Genomic DNA, 24416 nt, shown 5'->3' with positions numbered 1-24416 from the left:
GTGAACTGCGCCCTTTTATTATTGTTTCCCTTTTTTCATATTTTCCTCATCCCACTGCATACTTGGAAAGAACCTGTTTAAATTTCTCGTCCTCACCATAGCATTTCACTGTCAGTGTCTGTGTCAGATCCAAGCTGAGAAGTCCTAAGATAGACTTTGCATCAATAATGATACGATTGTAAAATACATCAATATCAAAATTACACTTGCTGGCTGCGCTGACAAACTCCTGAGCACTTTTCTCGTCCAGTTTAATCTGCTGCTCCATCGTTAACTGCCTGCCTTTCTGAAATAATTGGTATGTGATAGTTTTACACAAAAGTTAAGTTTTTGTCAATACTGTTTATTTCATATCAAACATTTTTCGACACAATGTACAATATTTTTTGTTTTTCGGCCATTTTTTCTTATATTATGCGGGTTTATTCCAATGATGGGGTGTTGCCAAGTGTTGCCACAAACGCTGCATTTTTTTGACCCAATGCTTTTTCACGTGAATTTCTACGTTTATAATAAATTGCCTGTGTAGTTAAAATACTGCTATGTCCCAGGTCTGCACTAATTTCGCTAATCGGAACCCCATAGTCTTTAAGTGCAGTAGCATAAGTACGTCTACCCGTATGAGATGCCTTATACGGTATATGTATCGCATTACAGAATGTTTCTATTCTTGCATCAATAGCCCTGTGTTTTAGACGAGCCCCCTTTCGTGATACTATAACATGTTCGCTATATAATCCCAAATGGTCATTACGGCGTTTCATTTCTTTAAACCAAAAAACAGCCTCATCCGTCAGGTCTATACTTCTCCTACTAGCAACATTTTTCCCATGATTGATTTGTGTAACATAATTTCCTGTATCTACATCTCTATAATTGACATAATTTTTATTAATAGTAAACGTTTTCTTTTCAAAATCAATATCAGACCAATCTGCTGCCAGTAATTCACCTATTCTACATCCAGTTGTAGCAGATAACATAATAACGGCAGAAAATCTATATTTCTTATGTTCATTCCATTCTTCTAGTGATTTTTTCCGGATAATGCATAATTCCTCGTCAGTCCAGGCTTCCTTTTTGTATTCATTAACAGCACACAAATTAGCATTGATTTTTACATAACTCATATAATTTGTATTCATATATTCCCGCATAATAGCATAATGCATCACCTGAGATACTAAAGTTTTTATGTTTTTTACCGTTCTATATGCAAGTTTTTTATGATACAACGTTTTAATATAGTCGTCACAGTCAAATTTTTTTATCTTTCTTAATGTCAGATTAGAGAACTCGGTATCTTTAAGATGATTACGATAGATGGAATCATACCTATCCAGTGTTGTTTCATTTATCTCACCTTTCTTTTTTCTAAGCCATTCTTCACACACATCTTGCAGAGTCATATTTTTATCATATGTCCCTACCACCGATTTTTCTATGTAATCATAAAAATTTTTTAGGCACTCCGCCTGTGTACTGCCACTGACTTGTGGCCTTTTAGGTCCACCTGGAATAACATATTTTCCCGGAATATTACATACATATCCTTTTCTATTTTTTCTCTGTGTAAGTTTTGGTGCTTTTATGCCATATTTATTCATGAGAGCCTCCTTAATTGTTTCTATCTGGGCTCTCTCTACGTCCTCGTTATTAATTATAGCAGAATCTAATAACTTTTTCATCATTTCAACAGTAAGTTCCATAAAAGTTGCCTCCGTTCTATTGTTTGAAGACAACATGCTGAAAAAATGGTATGGCCTTAGTTTTTTGCGAGTCTTTTTTCAAAATATCTATGAACACATCTTTTAATGTAAATAAAAAAGAACCGGTATAACCCGGCTCTCTATTTAATACGGTACAGAGAGCCCGTTTCCAGGCCCTCTGTGCCAACTTTTTATGATGCCCTATCCTTCCTCAGTGCTTCCCTGAGTTCCTTTTCTGCCTCGTATGCCTGCTTGTAATGATTCCGTGCATACAGGTCTTCAAAGGTCCGGATATTGCTTTCCAGCATATGTTCCCCCCACAGCCACTCTTCCAGGGTAAGGGATATCACATTCCGGATTTCCCCTTCACGCTCCTTTGCTTTTACATTCAAAAGGCCTTTTTCCGTCCTCGCGACCGGTGCATAGTAATTCCGGATATCAATTTCTACCGGCTTCTCAGAGGCTCCGTCCCAACGGATAGAGATTTCATACACAAAGTATTTATCGCCGTGTTTCCGCCGGATAAGGGGCCTCATGCCGGAACTGTAGACCGTCTCTGCCTGGAATCCAGCCTTGGATTCCTCCGCATCCAACTGTCCTGCTTCGTATAGTCTCAAGGCATCCTCGATTGCTGTTATCTGTGCCGCGTTCCTTGGATACCTGCCTAAATTGCTCTCAAGCCAGTTCTTCTGGTTGATTAACAGTCTCTTATTAGTCTGTGCATCCTCCAGGAGCAGTGCTGCCGGAGTCTTTCCTTTTAATGTTCCTGCATTAATCGTAGTCGTGTATGCCGGGCTCTTTGACGGCTCAGATTTCTGTTTCTGTACCGATAACATATCCCGGAGGCTCAGGTTCCGGATTTTCTGGAAGATGGCCGGAAGTTCATTTACCGGCACATTGGCTGTGGCCGGTCTCTTTTCTTTGCTGATAAGGACAAATTTAAAACGGCTGAACGTATCGTGATGGAAGGTCAGCGGCTCGCTGCCGTCCTTGCATTCTGGTATGGTCAACTCATTCAGCACAAAAAATGTCTGGTTTTTCTGGATACAAACGCATTCTTTTGGATTCTTCATCATAATATAATCTCCTTTTTACGTATAAATTTTGGTATGTAACATTTTTATCCGGGCAGGCCGTCTGTGCAGCCTGCCAGTGTCTTTACCGGTCTATAACTCTTATCGGACCAGGATAGTCGTGAGCACCCGTTTCCAATTCAGCCCAAGGTGGCAGATACCCCATACATAGACCTCCAGCCTTGCGTTGTAATAGACCAGTTCCTCGGATTCATCCAGCAGTATCCTTGCCCCTTCCTCTGGCACCTGGTAATACTCACACGGCTCTATGACCTCACATCTCGTCGTCAGCAGTTCTATGTCTTTCTCCCACCTGGAAGTGTCCTGGTCCTCTTCGGCCCCGACAATCATCGCCTCCAGGTCCCGGACTCTTTCCATAGCCATTTCCGAACCATAGGCCTCACCCTCGCTGTCCCTGAAATACAGGTCATCGCCATTTACCAATTCCCAGGTCCCCTCATCTTCGGCATCGATGTCGTAGTATTCTGCGTCAACTGCTTCTGCCGCAGCAAAATAGTCTACGAAGCCAGCCTTTATCGCTGCAAGGCTGAGTTCCGCTCCGTGCCAGGTAGTATGTTTCTGTTCCATATGTAAAATCTCCTTTCGTCCTGATTCCTTACCGGTTGTATCATCTATATGTTAAAAGAATCATCCCGTCTGTTTTTTTGCGGGTCCATCTTTTCATCGGGAGCAGGCTGCCGGTCCAGCCCGCCCCAGTCTCCAGATATCCGGGATTCATTCCTCATCCGGGCCATTCCACATCTTATCTTTATTCCGATACCGGATATCGTTTCTTTTCAATTCTTCGCCAACATTCCATCCCAACTGACAGATTCTCACGCTCTCTTCCGGGTATTCCAGCAGTGCTTTTCCCCATACCCTCATAAACTCTGTATTGGCCTCCCTGACGGCAGCCAGTTCTTGTGTGCATTCCTTATCAAGCCGTTTCTGGCTTTCCTCCATGACCTCTTCCTCTGACAACATGTTCATCATTTTGCCCTGCTGTACCAGTTCCTGCATCCTGTCCAGCATCATAGCCATCTGCGTGTCTTCTACAATCTCCTGAGCCTTCTTTGCAAACACCTGGTATCTGTCCCTTACCACATCATAGGCCTTCTGGATTTCCTTTCTGCATTTCAGGTTTGTAATGTCGCTATAAACTTCTCTTAATGGTCTCATATCGGTATCTTCCTTTCTGCTATAAAATCGTTTCTTATAAAAGCACTTCTTACTCTTCAAAGGTTCCGAAAAGTTCCTCATATTTTTCAACAGTAAGGTTCTCTTCCGCCCATTCCCTTGCTTCTTCCTCTGACAGTGGGATAATCTGCTCCCCGCCGATGCAGCCGCCGCTTTCCAGACGTTCCGCATATCTGGATGCCGGGCCTCCTTCGCCATACAGGAAGAACTCTCCTGTTTTCTTCCTATAGAATTCCTCTTCAAAATAGCAGTAGTCATTTTTGTAACAACTGCTCTGGTTACTGCCAATATATCTGGCTGTGTCTGTGTCATATAATCTTCCATGTAAAATCTTTCTCATGGTCCTATCCTCCTTGTTTTTTCTTTACATATATAGCCTGCTGGAAAATTGATGCAGTCGTGTGGATTATCGTTGATTTTTCTTAGCCCTTGTTGTACCGCGGCACATTTCCGGCATCCGCATGATGGAATGTTCTTATGTCTTCATGGATTTCACCTCCCGGTTTTCTCTTTTCCCTTCCGTTATCCTTTATATGTTGAGGAAATCCGAAGGCGTATTTTTTTGCGGATTATTTTTCGGCTGGTGGAAATGGCATCGGAGAAGGCTGAAACGCGGGAAGATTTGCGGGCTGGATAGGATTTGAGAACCGGAAGGCAGGAGCAGAAACAGAGGATGCGGCTGGACGCATTATGGCATCGGGAGGGATATGGAAGAACGATTGGCTGGGAACGGCGGCCCCGGGACGCCCTGGGATAATGCCTGCGGAGATGTTGACCGGCGACAGGGAAGAAATACAGAGATTGTAGCGGGCAGGTCATGACAGGTTGCCGCAGCGGTGGCGGCGATATATGAGAGCAGGATGCGGCAAAGATGACAGTGATATGCTAAAGGCATCGGGAAATGATTGACGAAGCGTGCCAGCAAGGACTCCTGAACCGGCCTGTGATGGCGGCTGTGGATGAAAAGAGCCTGGTGCAACCTGATGATAAGGGCTGCGGACAGGATTATGGATAGATATGATTTTATAGATGTGCCGGATACGATTGCCAGATATGATGGTTCTTGTGGCTGGAATATATATGATAACGCCCGGGAAGTTGCTTATATATAAGAAGGTTTACGACGAATGGCAGGGCTGTATACCTTGTACTCATCAACACCTGCGGGAGCATTTCGCCTTACCCGGACGGCCTGTTCCCATAGACAATTCCACTGGCAGACTTGGAGTTACTGGCGGCCTGCGCCGTTGTCAGGTTATCCCTACCGGATGGCTGTGGTTCTCTGGCACGAAAACCAATTCTGCGGCTGTGATACAGTACCGGTTCCCCGATAACTTATCGGCTGCGAAAGTGTTTTTTCGTACAAGGCCTCATATCCTGCCGATACCGATACACTACCGGTGAACGAGATATCCTTACATCTTCAAACTACACCCTGCCACTCCTGCCGCTCTACTGCCACTCCGCCCAGCGGCGTCAATATATACACGTTCATTCAATATATAGTGCATATTTGCCATTTATATATCTATATATAGTATATTTATTAAAATACAATACATATTTTATATCCTTATCCCATACCGCCGCTCTGCCGCTCTAAAACCTCAACCCTTACATAAAAAAATCGTGTGCATGAAAAATATTTCACACACACTCATATTTTCTCCAACAGCCCCAATTTTTTGCGGTACACAGCGGCCCGAAACATAAATGGCCATTTTACGCCAATTCTCCGCGATATTTCCGCCACCCTCACAGCGGCACCCCAGGGGCACAGCGGCAAAAAAATATCCCGGCCGTTTCAGCCGGAATATTTTTCATCCTGTTATCATTTAAAAGAACGGGATATCTTCGTCATCCCCGATAAACTCATCTTCCGCAGTTTCCTTTTTATCCCTCATACTGATTAAATCATCAGCAGCCTTCATAAAACTATCCTGCTTCTTTGGTTCTTTCTTTTCTTCTTTCTTTTCTTCTTTCACTTCCTCTTCCCCATCAGTGAGAATGATTTTGACGTAACTTAAACGCATCCCGAATCTTTCCGAATAAACTTTTGTCGTATTTTTATTCTTATCGGCAATGAGCAAATCTTTTTCTCTCAGATAATCCAGGAACATCTTGATGTCCCCATCGTCTTCCTCCACAATCCATTTTTTCAAAACCTCATATTTGATAGCGACCCATTTTATCATTCTCTTTCTAGTTTCATCATATTCGTAGTCATGATAAATTCCCCAGTTCTCACCTCTCTGCTCTACACCTGCCTGAATCTCCCGTTCCCTTCCGTCAATCACCTTCATATCAATCCTGGAAAGTCCTTCAAATCTTTCTGCATTAATGGAAATCCTGTCTTCAAGCATATTGTAACTTCTTTCGTTCTGGTCAATCTCGGAATCATTTTCCACAAATGAAAGCAACTCTGCCACAGACATCTTTATATGGTCCTTAAAAAGATATTCTGCCGCAAGTTCATCGGCTGTAGCAAGGATTGCCAGCACGGACAACTGACTGTTTGGTTTGCCTGCTTTCTCAAGTTCCAGGCTGAGTTCTTCCATTTTTTTATCAATAATCTGATTAACGCCCTTTTCACCCAGGGTCTGGAGAATCTTTATGTAGTCAATACCAGCCCAGCCTCGATTCTCTACAAAAAATGCGGTAATCTGTTTCGCCATCGGAACCCCTGACTCTGATGACCAGGGCGCACATTTTGGATACACCTTCGGAGATGAACAGGACAGCACACGGTTGATGGAACCGCCATTTCCACATTGTTTTGTTATATGATACTCGGAAGTTACCAGTGCCGCGATTGTCCATGCCATCGGTATCACCAGTGAAAGGGTCTTTGTCGCTCTGGCTTTGCCAATTCCACCGGCGATTTTCATAATCAGCACTTGTAACTGGCCCTGCTGATACTTAGACATATTATTGGTATCCTCTATAATCAAAGGTACACTTTTTAATACGTTCATCAGGATTTCCATTGCATTAACCGTATTATTTGGGCCGCATACATATCCGGATTTCGGCCGCCAGTCTCCAAACATCGCCGTTGCAATTTTGCTGGCAACCGATTTTCCTGTTCTGGATTTTCCATAGATATTGCAGATGAATCCCTCTGGATGTTCTGTCAGCATCCCTAAAATCGGACTACATAACGCCGCCGCAATAGCAAAGTTCAAATGGACCTGCCCAGACGCCCGCAACTCCCGCATCTTCTGATAATATGCCTCCCGGTCTCCTGCCGGAGTCAATGCTTTTATCAATGTTGGAAACTCTGACTCTCTGTCAAAAATGAATCCGCTGTTTGTATACGGAAGAAATCTTTTCTTATCTTCACTCCATCCCAGAGTGCTCACTGTTTCAACCGTATCGAGTGCCCCACGCTTTCTTGATTCCACAGACATGGACTGCAAGTATTTAATCATGGGTGTTATCATATCCGGTGTCAGTTCCATACCAAGGCCATTTAATATCTTGGATGCCGTCCTTGGGTCGTATAAATCCGCCAGTGCTACGATTTCTGTAATCCATTTGTCATCCGGTTTCAGTAATAACTCGACTCTTTTATTATTTTTATCGCTTCCATCAATGGCTCTCAATTCCCTATTAATAAGAATCGGATGGTCTGATGCTTTTAATATTTTTGTCTGCTGGCCCCGTTCTTCTAATGTATAGATAGAATTATTATCTGCGTGCCATTCAGGGGAAACAAATTTATTTCCAGTGCTGAACTCCGGCAAATCTGAAAAATCGGTCTGTACCGCTAGGTCCATTGCTGTTCCTGCATTTTTACGGCGTTTTTCCTCATATTCCTTTTTTCTTCTCTTCCTTTCCTCACTACTTCTTCTTTTGAAAAATCTTTGCAGTTCTGTTCCTCCAATCGCTTTTGCCTTTTCGCTTAATATATACTCTACAGTAGAGATATCGGCCCGGGCAACCGTTTTACTTCCTGGGTAGTCCTCGTAAAGACCTCCATAAACTTCATCATAGAGACCATCCGACAGGATGTCCTCCTTACTGGTGATACAGGAATAGTCCTTTTTATACAGACTTTCAAAGTTCTTTTTTTGCGGTCCTGCCTGTGGAACAACTGCATTCTGCCCTCCCTTCATTATATTAATGAAAGTCTGCATCTGTTTCTGCATTTCCGGCGGCAACTGGTTCAGCATTGCTGCTACATCTATGTTTAAATTCTCACTCATAATCTTCTCCTCCTGTTCTTTCATGAGATAAAATCAATATGCGTAAAAATCATGTTGATAGTTTGTGGTTTCGTGATTTATTTTTATAATACGCTTCGTGCTACGTTGTGTCAACATATTTACAAAAATCCATTTATTCTTTATATTTTCTTTATTTTTGCACGTACTACATTGCGCAACTATTATTTATATTGATTTACGCACTACCATATGCTACAATGTACTCACCAAATAAAAAAGTACTGTGAAAGGAACAAAAACTTATGGAAAACACCCATTCATGGACTTGTGATAATGAAATCGGGACCACTCTTCCCCAGTATGCGAACAGCCAGGGAATCACATATGAAGCGGTCAGACGCCAGGTTATTAAATATCAGGATACTGAACTCCGAGGCCATATCCAGATAAGGAACAAGACTAAATACCTGGACGACTTCGCTGTAGAATTTCTGAACGAGCACCGGAGACCTCAGGCACAGATTGATAGCGATGCCAACAACATTGCGGAACAACTCAAAGATATGCTCATTTATGTTAAGGAGAATAAATCTAATCCCCAAAAAGCCCACCAATTTCAGCCTTTCAAGGATTATATTTCCAATACTCCCGAGGATGCCTTCGCACAGGAAAACCATGCAGCCACCACACCTTCATCAAAGGAAACATCACCCCAAGCAAACACCAAGCCCTTAGACGAATCCATATGGATGCCATTGCACAAGGCGTCCCCTGACCGTCAACTGATTGCTCTACAGACCGAAAATGAACTTCTCAAGAAACAACTTGCAGACTTACAGAACGCATACAATAAACTTCTGATAGAGACCAGCAATTTGACCGCAAAAATTTATTATGCTGAGAAAAACGCAGACAATGCAGAGAAGAACTCCAAGCGGTGGTATAACCTTGCGCTTGAATGTATCAAGACCTTTAACCAACAGCAAGCCCAGGATTTCAATGCTACAGAATCGGAGGCTCTTGACAATGTTACAGAGGATTGATTGGATAAGATAAAAACACCATACTGATATTTGAGGGACCACCATTGCTGCATTTCCGGAACCACCATCGCTCATTTCCGGAACCACCATCGCTGCATTTTCGGAACCACCATCACCGAACTTCCTAAAGCACCATCACCGCGTTTCCGGGACCACCATGGAAAATGCTTCCGGAGCCACCATCTTTAACCAGGATTTCAAGATTATAACAGCCGGAACGACTGCCAATACCCCTAAAAAAGAAGGATTTTTCACAGATTTGTTAAGAGGAAGGGCGCATATACTCACCATTATTATGGTGTACTATCCACCACCTCCGGCTGTGTCTATCCCTGCCGCCTTCCAGCCGTCACCCCAGAACCGTTTTTAAATTCAAAAAACAAAAGCAAATTTACACTAAAAGTTTTTGTGATATTTCACGATATGTGATACAGATGATTCCCGATTTCCCATTTATCGGTATATTGATTTTCAGATTTGCATATGATATAATGCCAGTAGGCAAAAGGTAATTATTAAACGCTTATAGCAAAGAACGAAGCCCCCGGCTGTACTTGCACTACAACCGAGGGCTTCTTCTTGTTTTTTAGGATGGTCAAGTATCCATCAGGCTATTGTTGTCCTAGTCGTTCCTATCTAACCATTTGCAGATGAGATGGCAAGTCACACCTGCCGCGACGGTAACGATAAAGGTAATTATTATTTCGCTTATAGTTCTCACCTCCTCCCGTTGCCGGGTCTCGGTTGGACAACAGAACGATTATATCATACCTCAGAACAAAACGGAACCTTTCAAAATACATATTGCTACCCAAATCTGTCCATCTCTTTTTTCTTCTCCCATCCCTCCACACCAAAACCCGCAAATTTTTTTATCCCCATCATCTTTTCTTCATATTAATATTACCCAAATCCAAAGGAGGCAATATTATATGAAAAAAACAGATAAAAAACAATCCAAATCCAGGCAGGAAGCCCTGAATGAACTGACTGCGGGCCTGGAGCAGTCCATCAAAGATTTTATGGATGGGGACAAGTACAGGGCTTTTCTTTCCAAGATGTCGCACCTCCACAATTACTCGTTGAATAACCAGATTTTGATTGCCAGACAAAGACCGGATGCCACGCTGTGTGCAAGTTATACCTGCTGGAAGTCTCTGAACCGTCAGGTCAAAAAGGGAGAATCCGGAATCCAAATCATCTGCCCCTCAATCATTAAATCTCAGGCCTTAAAAGATGTGAGAGACGAAAACGGCAGACCTGTCACTCTTCCCGATGGAAGTGTCAAGCAGGAAGTTGTTGAAAGAATCATTCCATTCTTTAAGGTTGGATATACCTTTGACATCAAGCAGACGGAGGGCGAACCACTACCGGAACTCTGCCACTCCCTGGAAGGTAGCCTGAACGATAGACAAAAACAGATAAAGGATGCTCTCCTTGACATCTGCCCGGTTCCAATCCACTTCCAACCAATATCCGAGGATGCAAATGGATATTATGACCTCATCCAAAAAGAAATCGTCATAGACAGCAGCCTTTCCGAAGCACAGTCTCTCAAGACCCTGATTCATGAAATGGCCCATGAAAAACTCCATTCGGCAGACCTTCCGGATAAACACACCGCAGAGGTGCAGGCAGAATCCATTGCTTTTGTAGTCTGCCAGTATCTCGGCCTGGACACTTCGGAATATTCTTTCGGCTATATTTCCAGTTGGAGTTCCGGCAAAGACGTAAAGGAACTGAAAGCCAGCCTGGAAACCATACGCAGTACTTCAAACGAGATGATTGACGCAGTAGAACAGAAACTTACAAAAAAAGAAAAAACGGTCCAGGCTATAACCGAAGCCGCAGAGACCGTGCAGAAAAGGAGGTGCAGATAAATGGATGCGATTGAACAGCAACTTGCAGAAATAGAACAGTTAAAAGCAAAACAGGCTCTTCACCGCCAGCAATTAGCAGAGAACCGCCAGCGTGCTCTTGAGAAAAAGAACTACACAAAACGCCTGGTTGATATCGGTAAGATGGTGCTGGAATTTTTGCCGGATGCTTTGACTATGAATGAAGCGGAAATCAGGGAAGTTTTAGAAAAGATTTTAAGCAAGTAGTAGGTCTTGTGGGCGTTCGCTTGGAAGCCGCCGGGGTGGTGGACTGAAAGACTGCCGGGGCAAGCAGTGTGATGGCAAGCAGGACAACAAGCCTGGCCGCGGTTTTCACGCCCGTCGATAACGACATTTTAAACGGTCCTTTCTTTGGTTACTGTAAACAATTTGCTGTTGTAAAGAAAAGAAACGTTAAAAATAAAGACAAAAAAATTTCAAAAAAGGCTCTCCCCACCGGAAAGGGTGGTGAGAGCCTAAACTGTATCGTTCAATTAGAGGAATCGGAATTGTCAACCAATCTCATTTTTGCGGGTAAATATTTTTGTTTTTAAGCCGTCGTATGCAGGGAAGGATACACGTTTGTAGAGCTTAACTTTGCTGACAAATTATCAAATAACGCACCGCCATACGGTGGTGCGTTTCTGTGTATTTATATCATCAATAGGATGAATTGCTGTCTGCCCAATCTGCTCTTAACTTCAGATTTTCTGTCATATGCAATTTATTGTTCTTCTCTATAGGCGAAGTTATTTCATATCCATCGTCATAAATTAATGTCCAACTAATAATTTCACTATCTTTTTTTGCCGGTTTTGAAATATCTTTAACCTCTAGAGTCATCCCTGCTGGCACCTGTATTGTGTATTTTTCAGCATTATCTTTATCCGGAAAATATCCGCCATTAGCATCGACTGTTAGCGTGAATTTCTGGTCAGGGTTTTGTGCAAATACCTGGACACAATAACCTTTGTAGTATCCGACGCCGATATGCGTGGCTCTTTTGTCTATCATTGCCACAAGATGTCCAGGGCTTTGTTCCCAAGCTTCTACTACTCCTTCCGGAGAGCTTTTTCCGGCAATATTCTCCCCAACAATATTACCAGCTCCGGCTTCATGATAGGCAGACGAAGACCTCCTTCCATCAGGTCTTTCGTGACTGAATTTTGTATAAATTTCTTTCGCTCTTACAGCAGCACCAGCATCCAAAGCTGCATTTTCTTTTACTGCATTCTTCCCATATTTCTTTCTTACTTTATTCGTTAACCGAATAACTTCTTTTATGTCTTTTTTTACCTGTTCCGGGCTTTCTGTGTCAGGAGTAGCCGTCGGCTTTGGTTTCTGTGTCGGTTTTGGAGTAGGTTTTTTCGTCGGCTGCGGTGTGGCGGTAGGCTTTTTCGTTGGTGTTGGTGTTACCGTGACAGGAGGCTGAGACGGAGTTACAGTAGGATTTAAAACTGTCTTTTTAGGGACTTTAACTTTAGCTCCGTCTTTATAATATCCACCATAAGTTTTGAATGTTTTATTATAACCTTTTACGATATAATAATAAGTTTTGCCCGCCTTAATCGGATATTTGCTACTGGATTTGTGAACATATTTCGGTGTCTTCGCACTTACGCTTTTAATCTTTGTCCATCTGCTTGATGCGGATGGACGGTAATAAACAACGTAATTTGTGGCATTAATGGATTTCGTCCATGTCACAGTCACCTGTTTATAACTGTTTGCTTTCGCGCTGGCTTTTACAACGGATGGTACGGCCGGAATAGTGACGGTCTTGCCTTTCGTATCGTAAAAACTCCACTTCCTGCCATACTTGTTGTATGCCCTGACTGTATAGGAATATTTTTTACCACCCTTGAGCGGGTACTTCTTAGAAGATTTATGCGTATACTTCAGATTTTTACTGCTGATAGTTGCCAGCGTGGTCCACTTCTTCGCACCGGCCTGTTTGTAATAAATCCGGTAAGAAGTTGCATACTTTGACTTTTTCCAGGTAACTGTCACGGAGTTTTTAGCAGCCGCAGCCTTCGTTACAGATACTGCCGAAGGTGTCTTTCCAGATGCAGCGAATACCGGCATAGCCATCACCAATACCAGCATGACCGTCAGGAAACAACTAAAAATCCTCTTTCTTTTCATCCTGTTTTCCTCCTGTCTGTTTCATAGATATACCATTATTTTACTCCTGCCCTCCCCCTTTGTAAATCAACCAGCCACATTTTCTGCATAAAAAATGAGAGGCATTTTGAGCCCCTCACATGCTTTTCTTTCCCTCTATCAGCCTTCCGTCCCCGGTCCTCACATCCACCTGGAAAAATCCCGGCTTCAGTTCCAGATATCTCCGGACGGCCTCTGTCAGGTTTTCTTCTTTTCCCATATCTCCCTCCTTACATCGTCCATTTGTGGTGCTTTACCCTGTCTACGGTTTCCGATACTTTTTGGACATCTTCCCTGGCAACGGATAGTTTCCTGCCGTCATAACGGAAGACTTCGTAAGAGAGCAGGTCCTCCGGCTCTACCGTGGACAGGTTCACTTTCTTCACCATCTCCTTCATCCTCCCGATGTCCATGTCCTCACTTTTCCTTACGACCATGACCTCATGGATGGAACTGGGAAGGATGTAATAAGGCTCACCCAGTTCTTCATACACCTTCTGTAAAGCAACCGGGCACAGCATCACATTGGCACCGTTTACTTTTTCCTGGTTTGTCAGGACATAGAGCGGGGATTCCTGGGCGAGCATCTCTTCCATCACTTCCCTCTGTATCTCTGTCACTTCCCCCGCTTCTATCTGTCTTTCCAGTTCCTCCCGCAAGATATCGGCAGTATTCCGCAACTGGAACTCCTGCGCTGCCGTGTTTTTATATGCCTCGGCCAGAACCTCACTCTGGCCCATCCGGAATAACGGCAGGCTGTCTTTCGTCACACGGAAGGAATATAGCAACGCTCCCTCCTCGGCTACCTTACAGCGCACCACTGCCGCCATATCCTCCACAGAATCATATACTGCATTTTCCAGGAGTGCCCTGTTTGCATCCGCATTCACCAACTGAATGAACAGTCCTTTCCGGAAGTCCTCCGCGTATGGCAGGTCCGTGATTTCCGGCAGGGCTGTCCTCTTTTCCTCTACCAGGCCCGCTGCGTACCTCCCGATATCCGCCATACTCTCCCCGGATGCCAGCATCCCTGCATAATCGTCCGGATATATGACCAGGGCATGTTTATCCCCTTCATGCCTGCAACGTAATCCATCCCTGGGGCCGTTTACTTTCGGGACTGTGATGGGCTTTACTTCCCACTGCTCCCCCAGGCTCTTCTCTATTGCTTTTTGCAGTCTGATTTTGTCTTCTTTTTCCATTTCTCCTTTCCTCCTTCATGCTGGCGGTGGATAGACTCCCTCAGGGTCTCATATCCTTTCTCTGCCAGCCGCATTAATTTTTCTCTACAATCCTCCGGCCGTTCCGGAAGGATTGGTATTGGTCTTTTTGTTTCTTTTATTTCTTCTTTCCCTTCTATCCCCATAGCCTCCTGATTATACCGCTGCACCTTCTCAGACATCGGCCCCAGGACGGCATCGTTGAAGTATGAGCACTTCCTGGCTTTGCAATACCCGTAATCTGCGGATATGATAACGACCTCATCCTGTTTCACCAGCCTGGACAAATCCGAAGGCTCCAGGATTGGCTTGTCTTGGTATGAAATGCTGACGCTCCGGTTCTTCCCGGAACCGCTCCAGGTCGTCTGCCTTTCCTTGTAAGTGCCAGCCATCCCGCAGATGGTCTTGGCTGTGGAAGGACTCCGTACATCCAAACAGACCAGATATGCACTATTGGCAATCATCGACTGGATATCGGCTTTCGTATAAGCGTTTTCCAGGGCTTCAAAACTCTGGGTTATCAAAATCAAGGTGATGTTCCGACTTCTTCCAGTGAGCAGTATTCCTGAATGTAAATATGGCACAGGGCCCCGGGCACAAATCCGGGCCATCTCATCAATCACGACCATAACTGGCCGGCTCCCTTCCGGCCTCTTTATCAGGCTACCAAACACCTGGGCGATAATAAGATTTACCAAATTGTAGTACACTTCCAGTTTTTCCTCCGGGATGGCCAGAAAGACTGCCCTTCCTTCCTCAAGCATCTGCGGGTTTGCCTGCCGGGTATTGGTCTCCATTCCATATCGGATATCTTCATCGATAAAGATTTTTAAAGACTCCTGCTCCTGCTGGACGATTCCCGACATCGTATCCTCCGCAAGGTTCCGGAACGAGGAAAGAAACTTCGTCTCTGTAGCCCTCGGTGCTGCCCCGTCCAGTAATTCCTCCACCAGTTCCTTGGCATCCCGGGACAGTATCTCATTCACCAGTTCTGACAGGTTATGTATCTTTTTCTGCTTATACAGGCCAACCAGTTCTCCGACCAAAAGCGAGCGGCCCGACTGTTTCCAGAACTGGTCTGTATCCTTGGCCGATATGGGTATCAGGCTGTTTGCGATTTCCTCCATAGTCTCCCGGATATCCTGGTCCGTGGCCCGTCCTCCTTTGTGGTTCAGGAGATACAACGCATCCCATCCCCATTTCCCCCGGTCCTGGAAATCAATGATGACCACATCTTCCGCATCCATCCTTCGGGACTTCCGCCAGAGTTCTCCTTTGATGTCAACATAAAATCCACCGGCATTCTGGCTGGCCAGCAATGACGGGATGACCAGGGCAGAGGACTTGCCACTGCCAGACCCACCAATCACGAATACATGGCCATCTTTATAATGTGCTGCATCCATCGGCTTGCACAGATATTTCTGCTCTTTTTTGAAATATCCTTCCTCTGTCCTTCCAAACACCACGCCCTGTGGCTGGTCAAAAAGGAAATCTTCCGCAATCCTTGGGTACATCGCCTTTTGCTTTAACGGGCTTGAAAATTCATGAGGCTTTTCGTGGAATACATCCTCAATACTGAAATCCTTCTTTCCGGCCGCAGCCTGCCTCTGGTTCTCTGACCATACATAGACAGATGGCAGGAACGATAAGACAAACAGGATGAGGTACGACACATCCCCGCCCAAAACTTTCTGAAAGAACAGGATTAACCCCGCCATCGCAAAAGGCTGGAGCCAGATTCCGCTGAAAAAGATACGGTTTATCCATTTCCATATATCCTTTTTTATCCCGGGACGGGGATTTTGTATCTCCGTCCTCAGATATTTCCAAAACCGGTACAGCCAGTCTTTCATGGTTCCAGGACCTTCCTGGCAATCGGTTTTTCCGAAATCCCTTTAAATCCATTCTTCTTTAAAAAATGCTTCTTCTGTTTCCCGGTATGGATGTAAACAGCCGGATATCCCCTCTTCCTGGCAAAATCCTCTATCACGCCCAGCAGGTGCTCCCTTGCCTTGTTATCACCTGCATCCAGGGAATGGATGAACAAGACTCTTTCTCCTTCCATCACCGGAAAATTGACCACTGCCGCGGCTGCCGGCTCCGGTCTCCCGTCAGCCTCCAGATTAAGAGATATGTAATCATCCTGAATCTCACTATCGGCCGGGGCTGACCCCTTATAGGTGAGCAGGACCCGCAGTTTCTGGTCCGTGGCTCCTGCAAGTTGCTTTCCTCTCATGTTCTCAACTCCTTATGTTTTATTTTCGTTGATAAGGTTTCTTCCTTACCAGCACTTACAGTATGCAGAAAAAAAGAGAAGATAAAAAACAGAATGAAAAAAATTTTATCCTGCCCCGGATTCTCCATATTGAAAAATAAAAAACGAGGTGATTTTATCTATGGCAATCTTTCAATTCCATATGCAGGTAATCAAACGGAATGACGGAAAAAGTGTTGTGGCCGCAGCCGCCTACCGTTCTGCAAGTAAAATAGAAAATCAGTACACCGGAATCATGGAGGACTACACCAAGAAAAAATGGGTGACACACAGCGAAATCGTGCTGCCGGAACATGCGCCGAAAGAGTTTCAGGACCGGGGATATCTGTGGAACTCTGTAGAAGAGGCAGAAAAAGACCGGAGGGCCAGACTCGCCAAAGAGGTCATGATTGCCCTTCCAAATGAACTGACACCGGAGGAAAACCTCCAACTGGTACAGGGATTTGTCCAGGATGCTTTTGTTTCTCAGGGCATGGTCGCCGATTTCAGCATCCACAATCCGCCTGTCACCAATGAGCAGCATATCCCTGTTGACCGGAACGGCCAGCCAACGAAGGATGAAAAAGACATGATTTTCCAGAACCCTCATGCACACATCCTTTTGACCATGCGGCCCCTGGATAAAAATGGGAACTGGCAGCCAAAGACACAGAAAGAATATCTCTGCAAACGCCAGGGAGAGACCGCAGCCTTTACCGCCGAGGAATTTATCCAGGCCAAGGCGGATGGCTGGGAAAAACAGTACCCGTACTTCAAAGGCCGGGAAAAAATCTGGCTGACACCCTCTGAGGCCTACCTGGAAAACCTGGTGAGGGCATCCAGCAATCCCCGCTCCACTCCCTACGGACGGGAGAATCCGAAGATGAAGTACTGGAACTCCACGGATGCCATCTTTTCCTGGCGGAAATCCTGGGAAGAACATGTAAACCAGGCCCTGGAACGTGCAGGCATACCAGAAAGGGTGGACTGCCGCTCTTATCAAGCACAGGATCTGGATGATATCGCCGGCATCCATCTTGGCCCTCATGGGGCAAAACAGACCAATTCCCAGCAATATCAGATTAATGAAGATATCAAAAAACTAAATAAAAAGAATCAGGAAATCCGCCAGACTCTGAATGAACTGGAAGCAGAGATAAAACAAAAGAATGACCAACTCTACGAATCCATTGCAGAGCGCATGGGCTGGCTGCGGGGGGAAATCCTCTCTGCCCGGTATGACCTGGAGGACTTCCAGACACAACAGGAATATATCCAGAAAACAGCGCAGTCTCTCCAGGAATCAGTCATCCGTGTAAAAGCAGCCCGGGAGAATGTCCAGGAACGAGACCGGCAGGCTCAAAAAAACATTTCCACACTCAAGAAAGAACTGGAAGGAAATTTCCCTGCCTGGAGCAGCCGTCCTGATGAGATAGAAGCCTCAATCCAGGCAGAGGAAGAAGGCATCCGCTTCCGTCAGGAACGGCTGGGAAGGATTCTGAACGAGGAAGGCTTTTCCGATATCCAAGACTACGAAACCAAGGCCAGGATGCTGGCACAGATGGAATCCGACTTGCAGATGCTGGACCAGAAGATTTCCGCCTGCGAGGAACAGATACAGGAGCATACCCGCCGATATGAAAAACTATGCGGTCAGATACCGGATGATGTCTCACACCTGGCCGACTTCCGGGAACGTAGAAAAAGGTGGTCTGATATTTACGGACAGCGGACTTCTGACCATATCCGTAAACGGACCGGCAAGGTAAAAACCGAGACATTTGACCGAATCTTACATAAAACCGATTATGCCCTGAACCATACCCTCTACCTGGCTGGCCGGGCCGGATATCTGCTGGAGCGGATGGAGCAATCTACGCAAAAGACTGTAAGCGAAAACCAAGGGCGGAATTATTAATTCATTGCAATTTGATTCCACCAAAAAGGGAGAACAGCCCACACAACTGCTCTCCCTTCTTATTACACCCCGAAATCCGGGAACTTATTTTCCATAGACTTTATCATATGCTTCACATAATAAATCTTCCAGTTTCCCTCTCCGGCAATCCACGGTTTCCCAAAACTCCATCGGCTGATTTTCGAGATAATCGGAAATGTCTGTGTAAATCTCCTGTGCTCTTTTGTCTCTTGGGTCATCTTCACTTTCAGAATATGCAAACAGTTTCTGCGCTTTTTCCAAAAGTTCTTTTGAAGAATCACTCTCTTTTGCATCCTCCTTCCAGATATCCAGAAGGATATAACGCTGCGCATACAGGCTGAACATATTAAATAAAATATCCTTCTTTTTCCGTACCGCATCTCCTTCCAGGGATGTCTCGCCCTTCTTCATCTCTTTTGCATTCATGATAGTAAATTCTAAAGGTCGCGATGGAGATACTAAATAACTCCCTGGTTCACAGAATTTATTTCCTTTTCATCCATTCCTTTATTCTCACAATCATCTGTTACATAACTCATGAATCTATAAAGAAATGCTCTGCGGACAATCCTGCTGATTTCCCCTCCTACCCTTATATCTCCTGCATCCTCTGGGGCAGTAAAACAATCACAGATTTTCACGATGTTATTATTTAATTCAACATAATTCTCGTACATAAATGTACCTCCTCTATCAATAAGTCCCTTCCGGGAAAACAGTTTTTATGGTTTCACTCGCGAGTTCTTTTTGCTTACAAATCCATTATGTCACAAAGAAATCCACAATTCAAATTTTTGCGGAAAAGGTTACGCTCCGAAAAATAACCCGCAAAAATTTATATACTCTTTATATTTGTAGATTTATCCAAATTTGATTTTCCGCATATTTGCTTCTCCTTTCTTTTGGATTTCAACAGTAATATGCTGGATTTTCTCATCTTTTTAATAATTACGTCTTGACACTTGAAAATGTGTAAAACAGGAATATAATGATACTATAAATATACTGCAAAGGAGAATTTAGGTATGAAAAAACACATTAAACAACTTTTAATCACACTTCTTGCTTTGACATTGATTCTGTCAGGTTCTGTATGCGTACAGGCAAAAACCATTTCCAAGCCAGCCCAGGTACTTACCCTGTATTCCTCAAAATCATTGTCCTACACCGCAAGCAGAAGAGCATTTGCTACAGCAAATGAAACAGCATTAAACACTGACGTCTACATGAACCAGGGCGTTTCTTCTTACAAATCCTCTAATACTTCAGTGGTAAGCCTTGTTTCCAGAAAAGCCTATCCTCTGTATCAGAAAAATCCTGTCTCTTTTTCTTCATATTTTATGAAAGCAAAAAAAACAGGAACTGCTATTATTTCCTACAAGTGCGGAAAAAATATTTACAAACAAAAAGTTACAGTAAAAAAATATGTAAACCCATTATCATCTCTCAAAATCGGTTCTCTGAACCTGACATCCAAATTTAACAAAAACGCAAACTATACGTTGAGTTACAACAAATACAAAAATAAAAACATAAAATTACAAGTTAATAGCAAGAACGGATGGTATGTCTCAGGAATCCGTAAAATCAACAATCCAAAAGGTAGTGAAATGGGAATCTGGGTCAAGAACGGAAAAACATTTAAAATTACAAAAAGAAATACCTTTTTGACCGTCTATACATATAATCAGAAAACAACGCAGACAGAAGAATGTACAATTATTTTCAAATAATTTAACTCATAGATTGTTCCGCTGTTTTTGTCTGGTGCAATACTAATTATATGTGAATTAAAAAATAAGGCTAAGAGAATGCTGCACGCTGTTCTCCTAGCCTTTATATATAAATGTGTGTACACATTGTACTTAACCATATAAATTAACAAATTCTTTAAATACTGCTGTTTTTCCTCTCACATCACCTCTTTTTCCGCATATCTTTCCACAGATTGAAAGACATCACCAATTACTGCTGACTATTGGCACTGTCTCTTTTTGACATTTCTTACATGCAACAGGGGGTGTTGCCAAACTGTTGCCAGTCGAATTTTGAGGACGCAGAGAGCCTTATTTCAAGCGATTTTGGGGTTTCGACACAATGTACAATATCTTTTGTCTTTTTTTTGGAAATTCTGTCAGATTTGTTTGGATTTTTTTTGGAAAATAACATAAAAAATCCGCTCCGGAGTTTACGTTTCCGTATCCCCTGCAGCGGATTTTAAATGTTCAATTCTTCTGCTGTCCTGATAAAATTTCAACAGCTATCGGAACCCTTTCTTGCTATGATCCTGTAAACAGAATCAGATCCGTGTCAGAACAAAAATATCGTAGATTGCTCTGACAGCCTTCTCGAAGTCGCGGTTCTCTACACCGATGATGATATTCAGCTCACTGGATCCCTGATCGATCATCTTCACATTTACATTGGCATGAGCAAGGGCAGAGAAAATTCTTCCTGCTGTGCCTCTCTGAGATTTCATTCCTCTTCCTACAACTGCGATCAGTGCAAGATCGGACTCCATCTCAACAAAATCAGGCTGTACCAGACGGTGAATGCCTGCGATGACCTGCTGTTCTTTCTCTTCAAACTCATCCTGATGAACATATACTGTCATGGTATCAATACCGGACGGTACATGCTCAAAGCTGATACCCTGATCCTCAAATACCTGAAGAACTTTACGGCCAAAGCCAATCTCGCTGTTCATCATGGATTTCTCAATATTGATAGAGCAGAAGCCCTTCTTACCTGCAATACCTGTGATAGTAAATTTCGGTTTCTTGCAGGTGCTCTCTACAATAAGAGTACCTTTGTCTTCCGGACTGTTTGTGTTGCGGATATTTATCGGGATTCCCTCTTTACGGACAGGGAAAATCGCATCTTCATGAAGAACGGTAGCTCCCATGTAGGAAAGCTCACGGAGCTCTCTGTATGTGATCGCCTCGATCGGTTCCGGATTATGTACAATACGCGGATCTGTTACAAGGAAACCGGAAACATCTGTCCAGTTCTCATAGATATCTGCGTGGATCGCTTTTGCAACAAGGGATCCTGTTACATCAGATCCGCCCCTGGAAAATGTCTTAACTGTGCCGTCTGCGCATGCACCGTAGAATCCCGGGATTACTGCACTCTGGCATTTGCTGAGTTTTTTCGAAAGGAGCTTGTTGGTCTCCTCAGCTTCCAGATTACCGTTCTTGTCAAAACGGATCACAGAAGCCGCATCTACAAAATCATATCCAAGATATGCAGCCATGATCTTACCATTAAGGAACTCTCCTCTGGATGCCGCATACTGGATTCCTGCCTGTGCACGGAAATCCTCCTCAATCTTCTTGAACTCATCCTCAAGGGAAAGCGTCAGGCCAAGACCTTTGATAATCTCATAATATCTCTCTTTGATCGCTTTCAGCTTATCGGAGAAATCCTCTCCCTTGGAAGCTGCATCATAGCATCCGTAAAGCATATCCGTTACCTTGATGTCTTCGTCAAATCTCTTTCCCGGAGCTGACGGAACAACATAGCGGCGGCTCTCATCGCTGCGGATGATATCGCCGACTTTCTGAAACTGCTCTGCATTTGCAAGAGAACTTCCACCGAATTTTACAACTTTTTTCATGATAACACCTCTCACCTGTAATTTCGATACTGCTGTTCATTTTCCAAACGGCAGCATTTCGACTTCCTGCGTTGCTTTTCAGTTCATATCTCACTGCAACGCTTTACCACAGAAACCTATGGCTATTTTATTGAAAAACTCATGATTTTGCAAGTCTTTCCGCCAATTTCTGCAAAAAAAGTCAAATTATACAAGAGAAAAGGCTCATAAAACCTGTTTCTTATGCACAGTACTGCTTCAGGATATTCTCAAGAGCTGCAGCGCTGCTTGTATGGCAGCGACATACGGGGATTGATTTTTTCTTTGCTTCTTCTACTGCGCAGTTAACCATTTTGTGGGAAACTGTACTTGTGAAAAGAATCATCAGATCCGGCACACCGATTTTTTTCTTCATGGCTCCTTTTTCTTTTGCAAAAACTTTTGCCTTACATCCGAACCCTTTGCAGATATCCTCATACTGACATACCATTCTTTCATTACCGCCTACAATTACAACGCTCATAATTTCACTCTCCTTTGATTCCTGAACTTTTTATATGGTTATTTCAAACTAACTCATGGTTTAAAATATCGAGTTAGCACTTGCTAACTCTTTATTATAATACCATGTCTTAAAAAGTTTGTCAAAGGTAATTTTAATTATTTTTATATTCTGTAATGCCGCATACAGAAAGTACACCGTCCTTCACCTGGAAGTGAACATCCATCCCTGCAAAAGGCATTCCGTAGATCCTACGGGAATCTTTCTGGTAGGCTGGTCTTGGATCTTCCCTGAGAACTCCCTTTAATGCTTCCAGCTTCTCCTCCGGGATCATGGCCGCCCATTTTTGTGGAATCTCCACCTTCAGAAAATGCTGTTCTACTTTTTCCGCAAATCCTCCCAGTGCTTCCGGATGGCAGTCTGCTGCTGGGATATACGGTTTGATATCAAAGATCGGCGTACCGTCCATAAGATCTGCCCCTGACACAACCAGTACCGGTCCCTCCTTACACTTAAGATCGATCTGTTCCAGTTTTACACAGGAAAGACCTATAGAATTAGGTCGAAATGGAGATCTGGTGGCAAACACGCCCATCCTCCCGTTTCCGCCAAGGCGTGGCGGCCGTACCGTGGGAGACCATTTCTCACGTACAGCCTCCGAAAATTCCCAGATCAGCCAAATATGTGAAAAGTCCTCCAGACCTTTCACAGCCTCACGTACTCTGTATTCCGGTTCAAAAACGATCCGGGCTGTCAGTCCCTCCACGCGGCCGCTCTGGCGGGGAATCCCGAATTTCGTCGGAAAATCACTCCTGATCCTTGCAATTATCTTCATATCTGTTTCCCCTTTTCCAGGATACTCGGAATTCTTTTTATTTTCCATTCCTTTCACCTCTCCTGAACCGTTTTGTCTGCTTATGATACAACCTGAATATTTCGACAGTCTTTATATTCTCTTGAACAGCTTTCTGTCAGAATCTCTGCTCCCTCAAATGCAAAGAATGTCACTGCGCTGATCTGTCCGAACTTGGAGCTGTCTGATACCACATATTTCTCCAGGCATTGCTCCATAGCGGTACGTTTCACCAGTGCCTCATTTGCCTCCGGTGTTGTAAAGCCTTCTTTCTGTGTCATTCCGTTAGTTCCGAAAAATCCTTTGGTAAAATGGTAATTCTTCAGCATTTGCATGGCCTGGCTTCCGATCACAGCTTCTGTAGAACCTTTCAGTTCTCCACCGAGCAGAAGTACCCTGACTCCCATCTGTGCCAGCGTTCTCGCATGGGAAACACCATTGGTCACAAAAGTAGCTCCTGAGCCTTCCAGATACTCCAGCATATATCCCGTGGTGGTTCCGGCATCCAGATACACAAAATCCTCCGGCTGTATCAGAGATGCCGCATAAGCCGCAATCTTCTTTTTTTCTTCAGTGTTCAGTTCGGATTTCTGTGCTACTGTAGGTTCATAGGCGTTCACTGTATGTTCCAGAGCTACCGCACCGCCAAAAACCCTGGTAAGCCTGCCTGCTTTATAGAGTGCCGTGATATCTCTTCGGACTGTGGACTCTGAGGCATCCAGAATATCTTTCAGCTCCGTCACTGTAACGCTCTTTTTTTCTCTGAGAAGATCGAGGATAATTTCATATCTCTGTTCCGTCAGCATCTTCTTTTCC

At 44.0% G+C, this 24416-nt stretch carries 24 protein-coding genes; 6 read left to right on the top strand and 18 right to left on the bottom strand.

The annotated features are described in order from the left end of the window. Positions 1–46: 46 nt before the first annotated feature. From AC04Q4_RS01135 to AC04Q4_RS01105, 7 genes are all read right to left on the bottom strand, one after another. Positions 47–268 (bottom strand): HPr family phosphocarrier protein, encoded by a 222-nt coding sequence (locus AC04Q4_RS01135; protein WP_119240480.1) that lies wholly within the window; start codon positions 266–268, stop codon positions 47–49. Between the two features lie 154 nt (positions 269–422). Next, a complete protein-coding gene (locus AC04Q4_RS01130; protein WP_173756722.1) occupies positions 423–1709 on the bottom strand; it encodes a tyrosine-type recombinase/integrase in 1287 nt (428 codons plus the stop codon). A 191-nt stretch (positions 1710–1900) separates the two neighbouring features. Further along, positions 1901–2785 carry a structural protein gene (locus AC04Q4_RS01125; RefSeq protein ID WP_476388325.1) on the bottom strand — a complete coding sequence of 295 codons (885 nt, stop codon included), beginning with the start codon at positions 2783–2785 and terminating at the stop codon, positions 1901–1903. A 99-nt stretch (positions 2786–2884) separates the two neighbouring features. Beyond that, entirely contained in the window at positions 2885–3370 is a 486-nt protein-coding gene (locus AC04Q4_RS01120) for a hypothetical protein (RefSeq protein ID WP_476388324.1), read from the bottom strand. A 147-nt stretch (positions 3371–3517) separates the two neighbouring features. Next, the gene (locus tag AC04Q4_RS01115) at positions 3518–3961 is read right to left on the bottom strand and encodes a hypothetical protein (RefSeq protein ID WP_476388323.1); all 444 of its coding nucleotides are present in this window, start codon (positions 3959–3961) and stop codon (positions 3518–3520) included. A 49-nt stretch (positions 3962–4010) separates the two neighbouring features. Further along, positions 4011–4319 (bottom strand): hypothetical protein, encoded by a 309-nt coding sequence (locus AC04Q4_RS01110; protein ID WP_476388322.1) that lies wholly within the window; start codon positions 4317–4319, stop codon positions 4011–4013. Between the two features lie 1495 nt (positions 4320–5814). Next, the gene (locus AC04Q4_RS01105; protein ID WP_476388321.1) at positions 5815–8187 is read right to left on the bottom strand and encodes a DUF927 domain-containing protein; all 2373 of its coding nucleotides are present in this window, start codon (positions 8185–8187) and stop codon (positions 5815–5817) included. Positions 8188–8450: 263 nt separating this feature from the next. On the opposite strand from AC04Q4_RS01105, the gene AC04Q4_RS01100 reads away from it, so the two are divergent. From AC04Q4_RS01100 to AC04Q4_RS01085, 4 genes are all read left to right on the top strand, one after another. After that, the gene (locus AC04Q4_RS01100; protein ID WP_476388320.1) at positions 8451–9191 is read left to right on the top strand and encodes a hypothetical protein; all 741 of its coding nucleotides are present in this window, start codon (positions 8451–8453) and stop codon (positions 9189–9191) included. 932 nt (positions 9192–10123) lie between these two features. Further along, positions 10124–11071: an ArdC-like ssDNA-binding domain-containing protein gene (locus AC04Q4_RS01095; RefSeq protein ID WP_476388319.1), complete on the top strand. Its 948-nt coding sequence runs from the start codon at positions 10124–10126 to the stop codon at positions 11069–11071. Beyond that, on the top strand, positions 11072–11296 hold the full coding sequence (locus AC04Q4_RS01090) for a hypothetical protein (RefSeq protein WP_476388318.1): 225 nt from the start codon (positions 11072–11074) through the stop codon (positions 11294–11296). Positions 11297–11367: 71 nt separating this feature from the next. Next, positions 11368–11622 carry a hypothetical protein gene (locus AC04Q4_RS01085; RefSeq protein ID WP_476388317.1) on the top strand — a complete coding sequence of 85 codons (255 nt, stop codon included), beginning with the start codon at positions 11368–11370 and terminating at the stop codon, positions 11620–11622. Between the two features lie 106 nt (positions 11623–11728). Here AC04Q4_RS01085 and AC04Q4_RS01080 read toward each other — a convergent pair whose 3' ends face one another. The 5 genes from AC04Q4_RS01080 to AC04Q4_RS01060 all read right to left on the bottom strand — a co-directional run bounded on the left by AC04Q4_RS01080 (position 11729) and on the right by AC04Q4_RS01060 (position 16690). Next, entirely contained in the window at positions 11729–13213 is a 1485-nt protein-coding gene (locus AC04Q4_RS01080) for a CAP domain-containing protein (protein ID WP_476388316.1), read from the bottom strand. 115 nt (positions 13214–13328) lie between these two features. Continuing rightward, entirely contained in the window at positions 13329–13451 is a 123-nt protein-coding gene (locus AC04Q4_RS01075; RefSeq protein WP_274602662.1) for a hypothetical protein, read from the bottom strand. Positions 13452–13461: 10 nt separating this feature from the next. Next, positions 13462–14433 carry a DUF5688 family protein gene (locus AC04Q4_RS01070; protein ID WP_476388315.1) on the bottom strand — a complete coding sequence of 324 codons (972 nt, stop codon included), beginning with the start codon at positions 14431–14433 and terminating at the stop codon, positions 13462–13464. Further along, complete coding sequence (locus tag AC04Q4_RS01065; protein ID WP_476388314.1) at positions 14394–16127, bottom strand: type IV secretory system conjugative DNA transfer family protein; 1734 nt, start codon at positions 16125–16127, stop codon at positions 14394–14396. Before AC04Q4_RS01065 ends, AC04Q4_RS01070 begins: the two co-directional genes overlap by 40 nt. A gap of 176 nt (positions 16128–16303) precedes the next feature. After that, positions 16304–16690, bottom strand: coding sequence for a hypothetical protein (locus AC04Q4_RS01060; RefSeq protein ID WP_476388313.1), 387 nt, complete (start codon positions 16688–16690; stop codon positions 16304–16306). Positions 16691–16850: 160 nt separating this feature from the next. Between AC04Q4_RS01060 and mobQ the strand changes: the two genes are divergently transcribed. Next, the gene (gene mobQ, locus AC04Q4_RS01055; RefSeq protein ID WP_476388312.1) at positions 16851–18626 is read left to right on the top strand and encodes a MobQ family relaxase; all 1776 of its coding nucleotides are present in this window, start codon (positions 16851–16853) and stop codon (positions 18624–18626) included. Positions 18627–18710: 84 nt separating this feature from the next. Here the strand turns inward: mobQ and AC04Q4_RS01050 are convergent, their stop codons facing one another. Then, positions 18711–19073 (bottom strand): hypothetical protein, encoded by a 363-nt coding sequence (locus AC04Q4_RS01050; protein WP_173738667.1) that lies wholly within the window; start codon positions 19071–19073, stop codon positions 18711–18713. A 32-nt stretch (positions 19074–19105) separates the two neighbouring features. Continuing rightward, positions 19106–19324, bottom strand: coding sequence for a hypothetical protein (locus AC04Q4_RS01045; protein WP_476388311.1), 219 nt, complete (start codon positions 19322–19324; stop codon positions 19106–19108). Between the two features lie 348 nt (positions 19325–19672). Here AC04Q4_RS01045 and AC04Q4_RS01040 point away from each other — a divergent pair, with 348 nt between their 5' ends. Beyond that, on the top strand, positions 19673–20380 hold the full coding sequence (locus tag AC04Q4_RS01040) for a hypothetical protein (protein WP_476388310.1): 708 nt from the start codon (positions 19673–19675) through the stop codon (positions 20378–20380). 566 nt (positions 20381–20946) lie between these two features. On the opposite strand, the gene AC04Q4_RS01035 is transcribed toward AC04Q4_RS01040, so the two are convergent. The 4 genes from AC04Q4_RS01035 to AC04Q4_RS01020 all read right to left on the bottom strand — a co-directional run bounded on the left by AC04Q4_RS01035 (position 20947) and on the right by AC04Q4_RS01020 (position 24406). Continuing rightward, entirely contained in the window at positions 20947–22266 is a 1320-nt protein-coding gene (locus tag AC04Q4_RS01035; protein ID WP_119240481.1) for an aspartate kinase, read from the bottom strand. A 220-nt stretch (positions 22267–22486) separates the two neighbouring features. After that, positions 22487–22768: a DUF2325 domain-containing protein gene (locus AC04Q4_RS01030; protein WP_015525835.1), complete on the bottom strand. Its 282-nt coding sequence runs from the start codon at positions 22766–22768 to the stop codon at positions 22487–22489. A 133-nt stretch (positions 22769–22901) separates the two neighbouring features. Next, a complete protein-coding gene (tsaA, locus tag AC04Q4_RS01025) occupies positions 22902–23630 on the bottom strand; it encodes a tRNA (N6-threonylcarbamoyladenosine(37)-N6)-methyltransferase TrmO (protein WP_476388309.1) in 729 nt (242 codons plus the stop codon). Between the two features lie 32 nt (positions 23631–23662). Beyond that, positions 23663–24406, bottom strand: a complete 744-nt coding sequence (locus AC04Q4_RS01020; protein ID WP_476388308.1) for a DeoR family transcriptional regulator — start codon at positions 24404–24406, stop codon at positions 23663–23665. Between the last annotated feature and the right edge of the window lie 10 nt (positions 24407–24416).

Source organism: Blautia sp. HA8986 (genome assembly GCF_056504635.1).
This window is presented reverse-complemented; position numbering and strand designations above follow the sequence as displayed.

Coding starts and splice junctions, on each gene's coding strand:
- AC04Q4_RS01095 (WP_476388319.1), top strand. CDS start 10,124: ATGAAAAAAACAGATAAAAAACAATCCAAATCCAGGCAGGAAGCCCTG.
- AC04Q4_RS01135 (WP_119240480.1), bottom strand. CDS start 268: ATGGAGCAGCAGATTAAACTGGACGAGAAAAGTGCTCAGGAGTTTGTC.
- AC04Q4_RS01030 (WP_015525835.1), bottom strand. CDS start 22,768: ATGAGCGTTGTAATTGTAGGCGGTAATGAAAGAATGGTATGTCAGTAT.
- AC04Q4_RS01130 (WP_173756722.1), bottom strand. CDS start 1,709: ATGGAACTTACTGTTGAAATGATGAAAAAGTTATTAGATTCTGCTATA.
- AC04Q4_RS01120 (WP_476388324.1), bottom strand. CDS start 3,370: ATGGAACAGAAACATACTACCTGGCACGGAGCGGAACTCAGCCTTGCA.
- AC04Q4_RS01100 (WP_476388320.1), top strand. CDS start 8,451: ATGGAAAACACCCATTCATGGACTTGTGATAATGAAATCGGGACCACT.
- AC04Q4_RS01045 (WP_476388311.1), bottom strand. CDS start 19,324: ATGTACGAGAATTATGTTGAATTAAATAATAACATCGTGAAAATCTGT.
- mobQ (WP_476388312.1), top strand. CDS start 16,851: ATGGCAATCTTTCAATTCCATATGCAGGTAATCAAACGGAATGACGGA.
- AC04Q4_RS01040 (WP_476388310.1), top strand. CDS start 19,673: ATGAAAAAACACATTAAACAACTTTTAATCACACTTCTTGCTTTGACA.
- AC04Q4_RS01110 (WP_476388322.1), bottom strand. CDS start 4,319: ATGAGAAAGATTTTACATGGAAGATTATATGACACAGACACAGCCAGA.
- AC04Q4_RS01060 (WP_476388313.1), bottom strand. CDS start 16,690: ATGAGAGGAAAGCAACTTGCAGGAGCCACGGACCAGAAACTGCGGGTC.
- AC04Q4_RS01075 (WP_274602662.1), bottom strand. CDS start 13,451: ATGGGAAAAGAAGAAAACCTGACAGAGGCCGTCCGGAGATATCTGGAA.
- AC04Q4_RS01090 (WP_476388318.1), top strand. CDS start 11,072: ATGGATGCGATTGAACAGCAACTTGCAGAAATAGAACAGTTAAAAGCA.
- AC04Q4_RS01125 (WP_476388325.1), bottom strand. CDS start 2,785: ATGATGAAGAATCCAAAAGAATGCGTTTGTATCCAGAAAAACCAGACA.
- AC04Q4_RS01105 (WP_476388321.1), bottom strand. CDS start 8,187: ATGAGTGAGAATTTAAACATAGATGTAGCAGCAATGCTGAACCAGTTG.
- AC04Q4_RS01050 (WP_173738667.1), bottom strand. CDS start 19,073: ATGAATGCAAAAGAGATGAAGAAGGGCGAGACATCCCTGGAAGGAGAT.
- AC04Q4_RS01115 (WP_476388323.1), bottom strand. CDS start 3,961: ATGAGACCATTAAGAGAAGTTTATAGCGACATTACAAACCTGAAATGC.
- tsaA (WP_476388309.1), bottom strand. CDS start 23,630: ATGGAAAATAAAAAGAATTCCGAGTATCCTGGAAAAGGGGAAACAGAT.
- AC04Q4_RS01070 (WP_476388315.1), bottom strand. CDS start 14,433: ATGGAAAAAGAAGACAAAATCAGACTGCAAAAAGCAATAGAGAAGAGC.
- AC04Q4_RS01020 (WP_476388308.1), bottom strand. CDS start 24,406: ATGCTGACGGAACAGAGATATGAAATTATCCTCGATCTTCTCAGAGAA.
- AC04Q4_RS01080 (WP_476388316.1), bottom strand. CDS start 13,213: ATGAAAAGAAAGAGGATTTTTAGTTGTTTCCTGACGGTCATGCTGGTA.
- AC04Q4_RS01085 (WP_476388317.1), top strand. CDS start 11,368: ATGGCAAGCAGGACAACAAGCCTGGCCGCGGTTTTCACGCCCGTCGAT.
- AC04Q4_RS01035 (WP_119240481.1), bottom strand. CDS start 22,266: ATGAAAAAAGTTGTAAAATTCGGTGGAAGTTCTCTTGCAAATGCAGAG.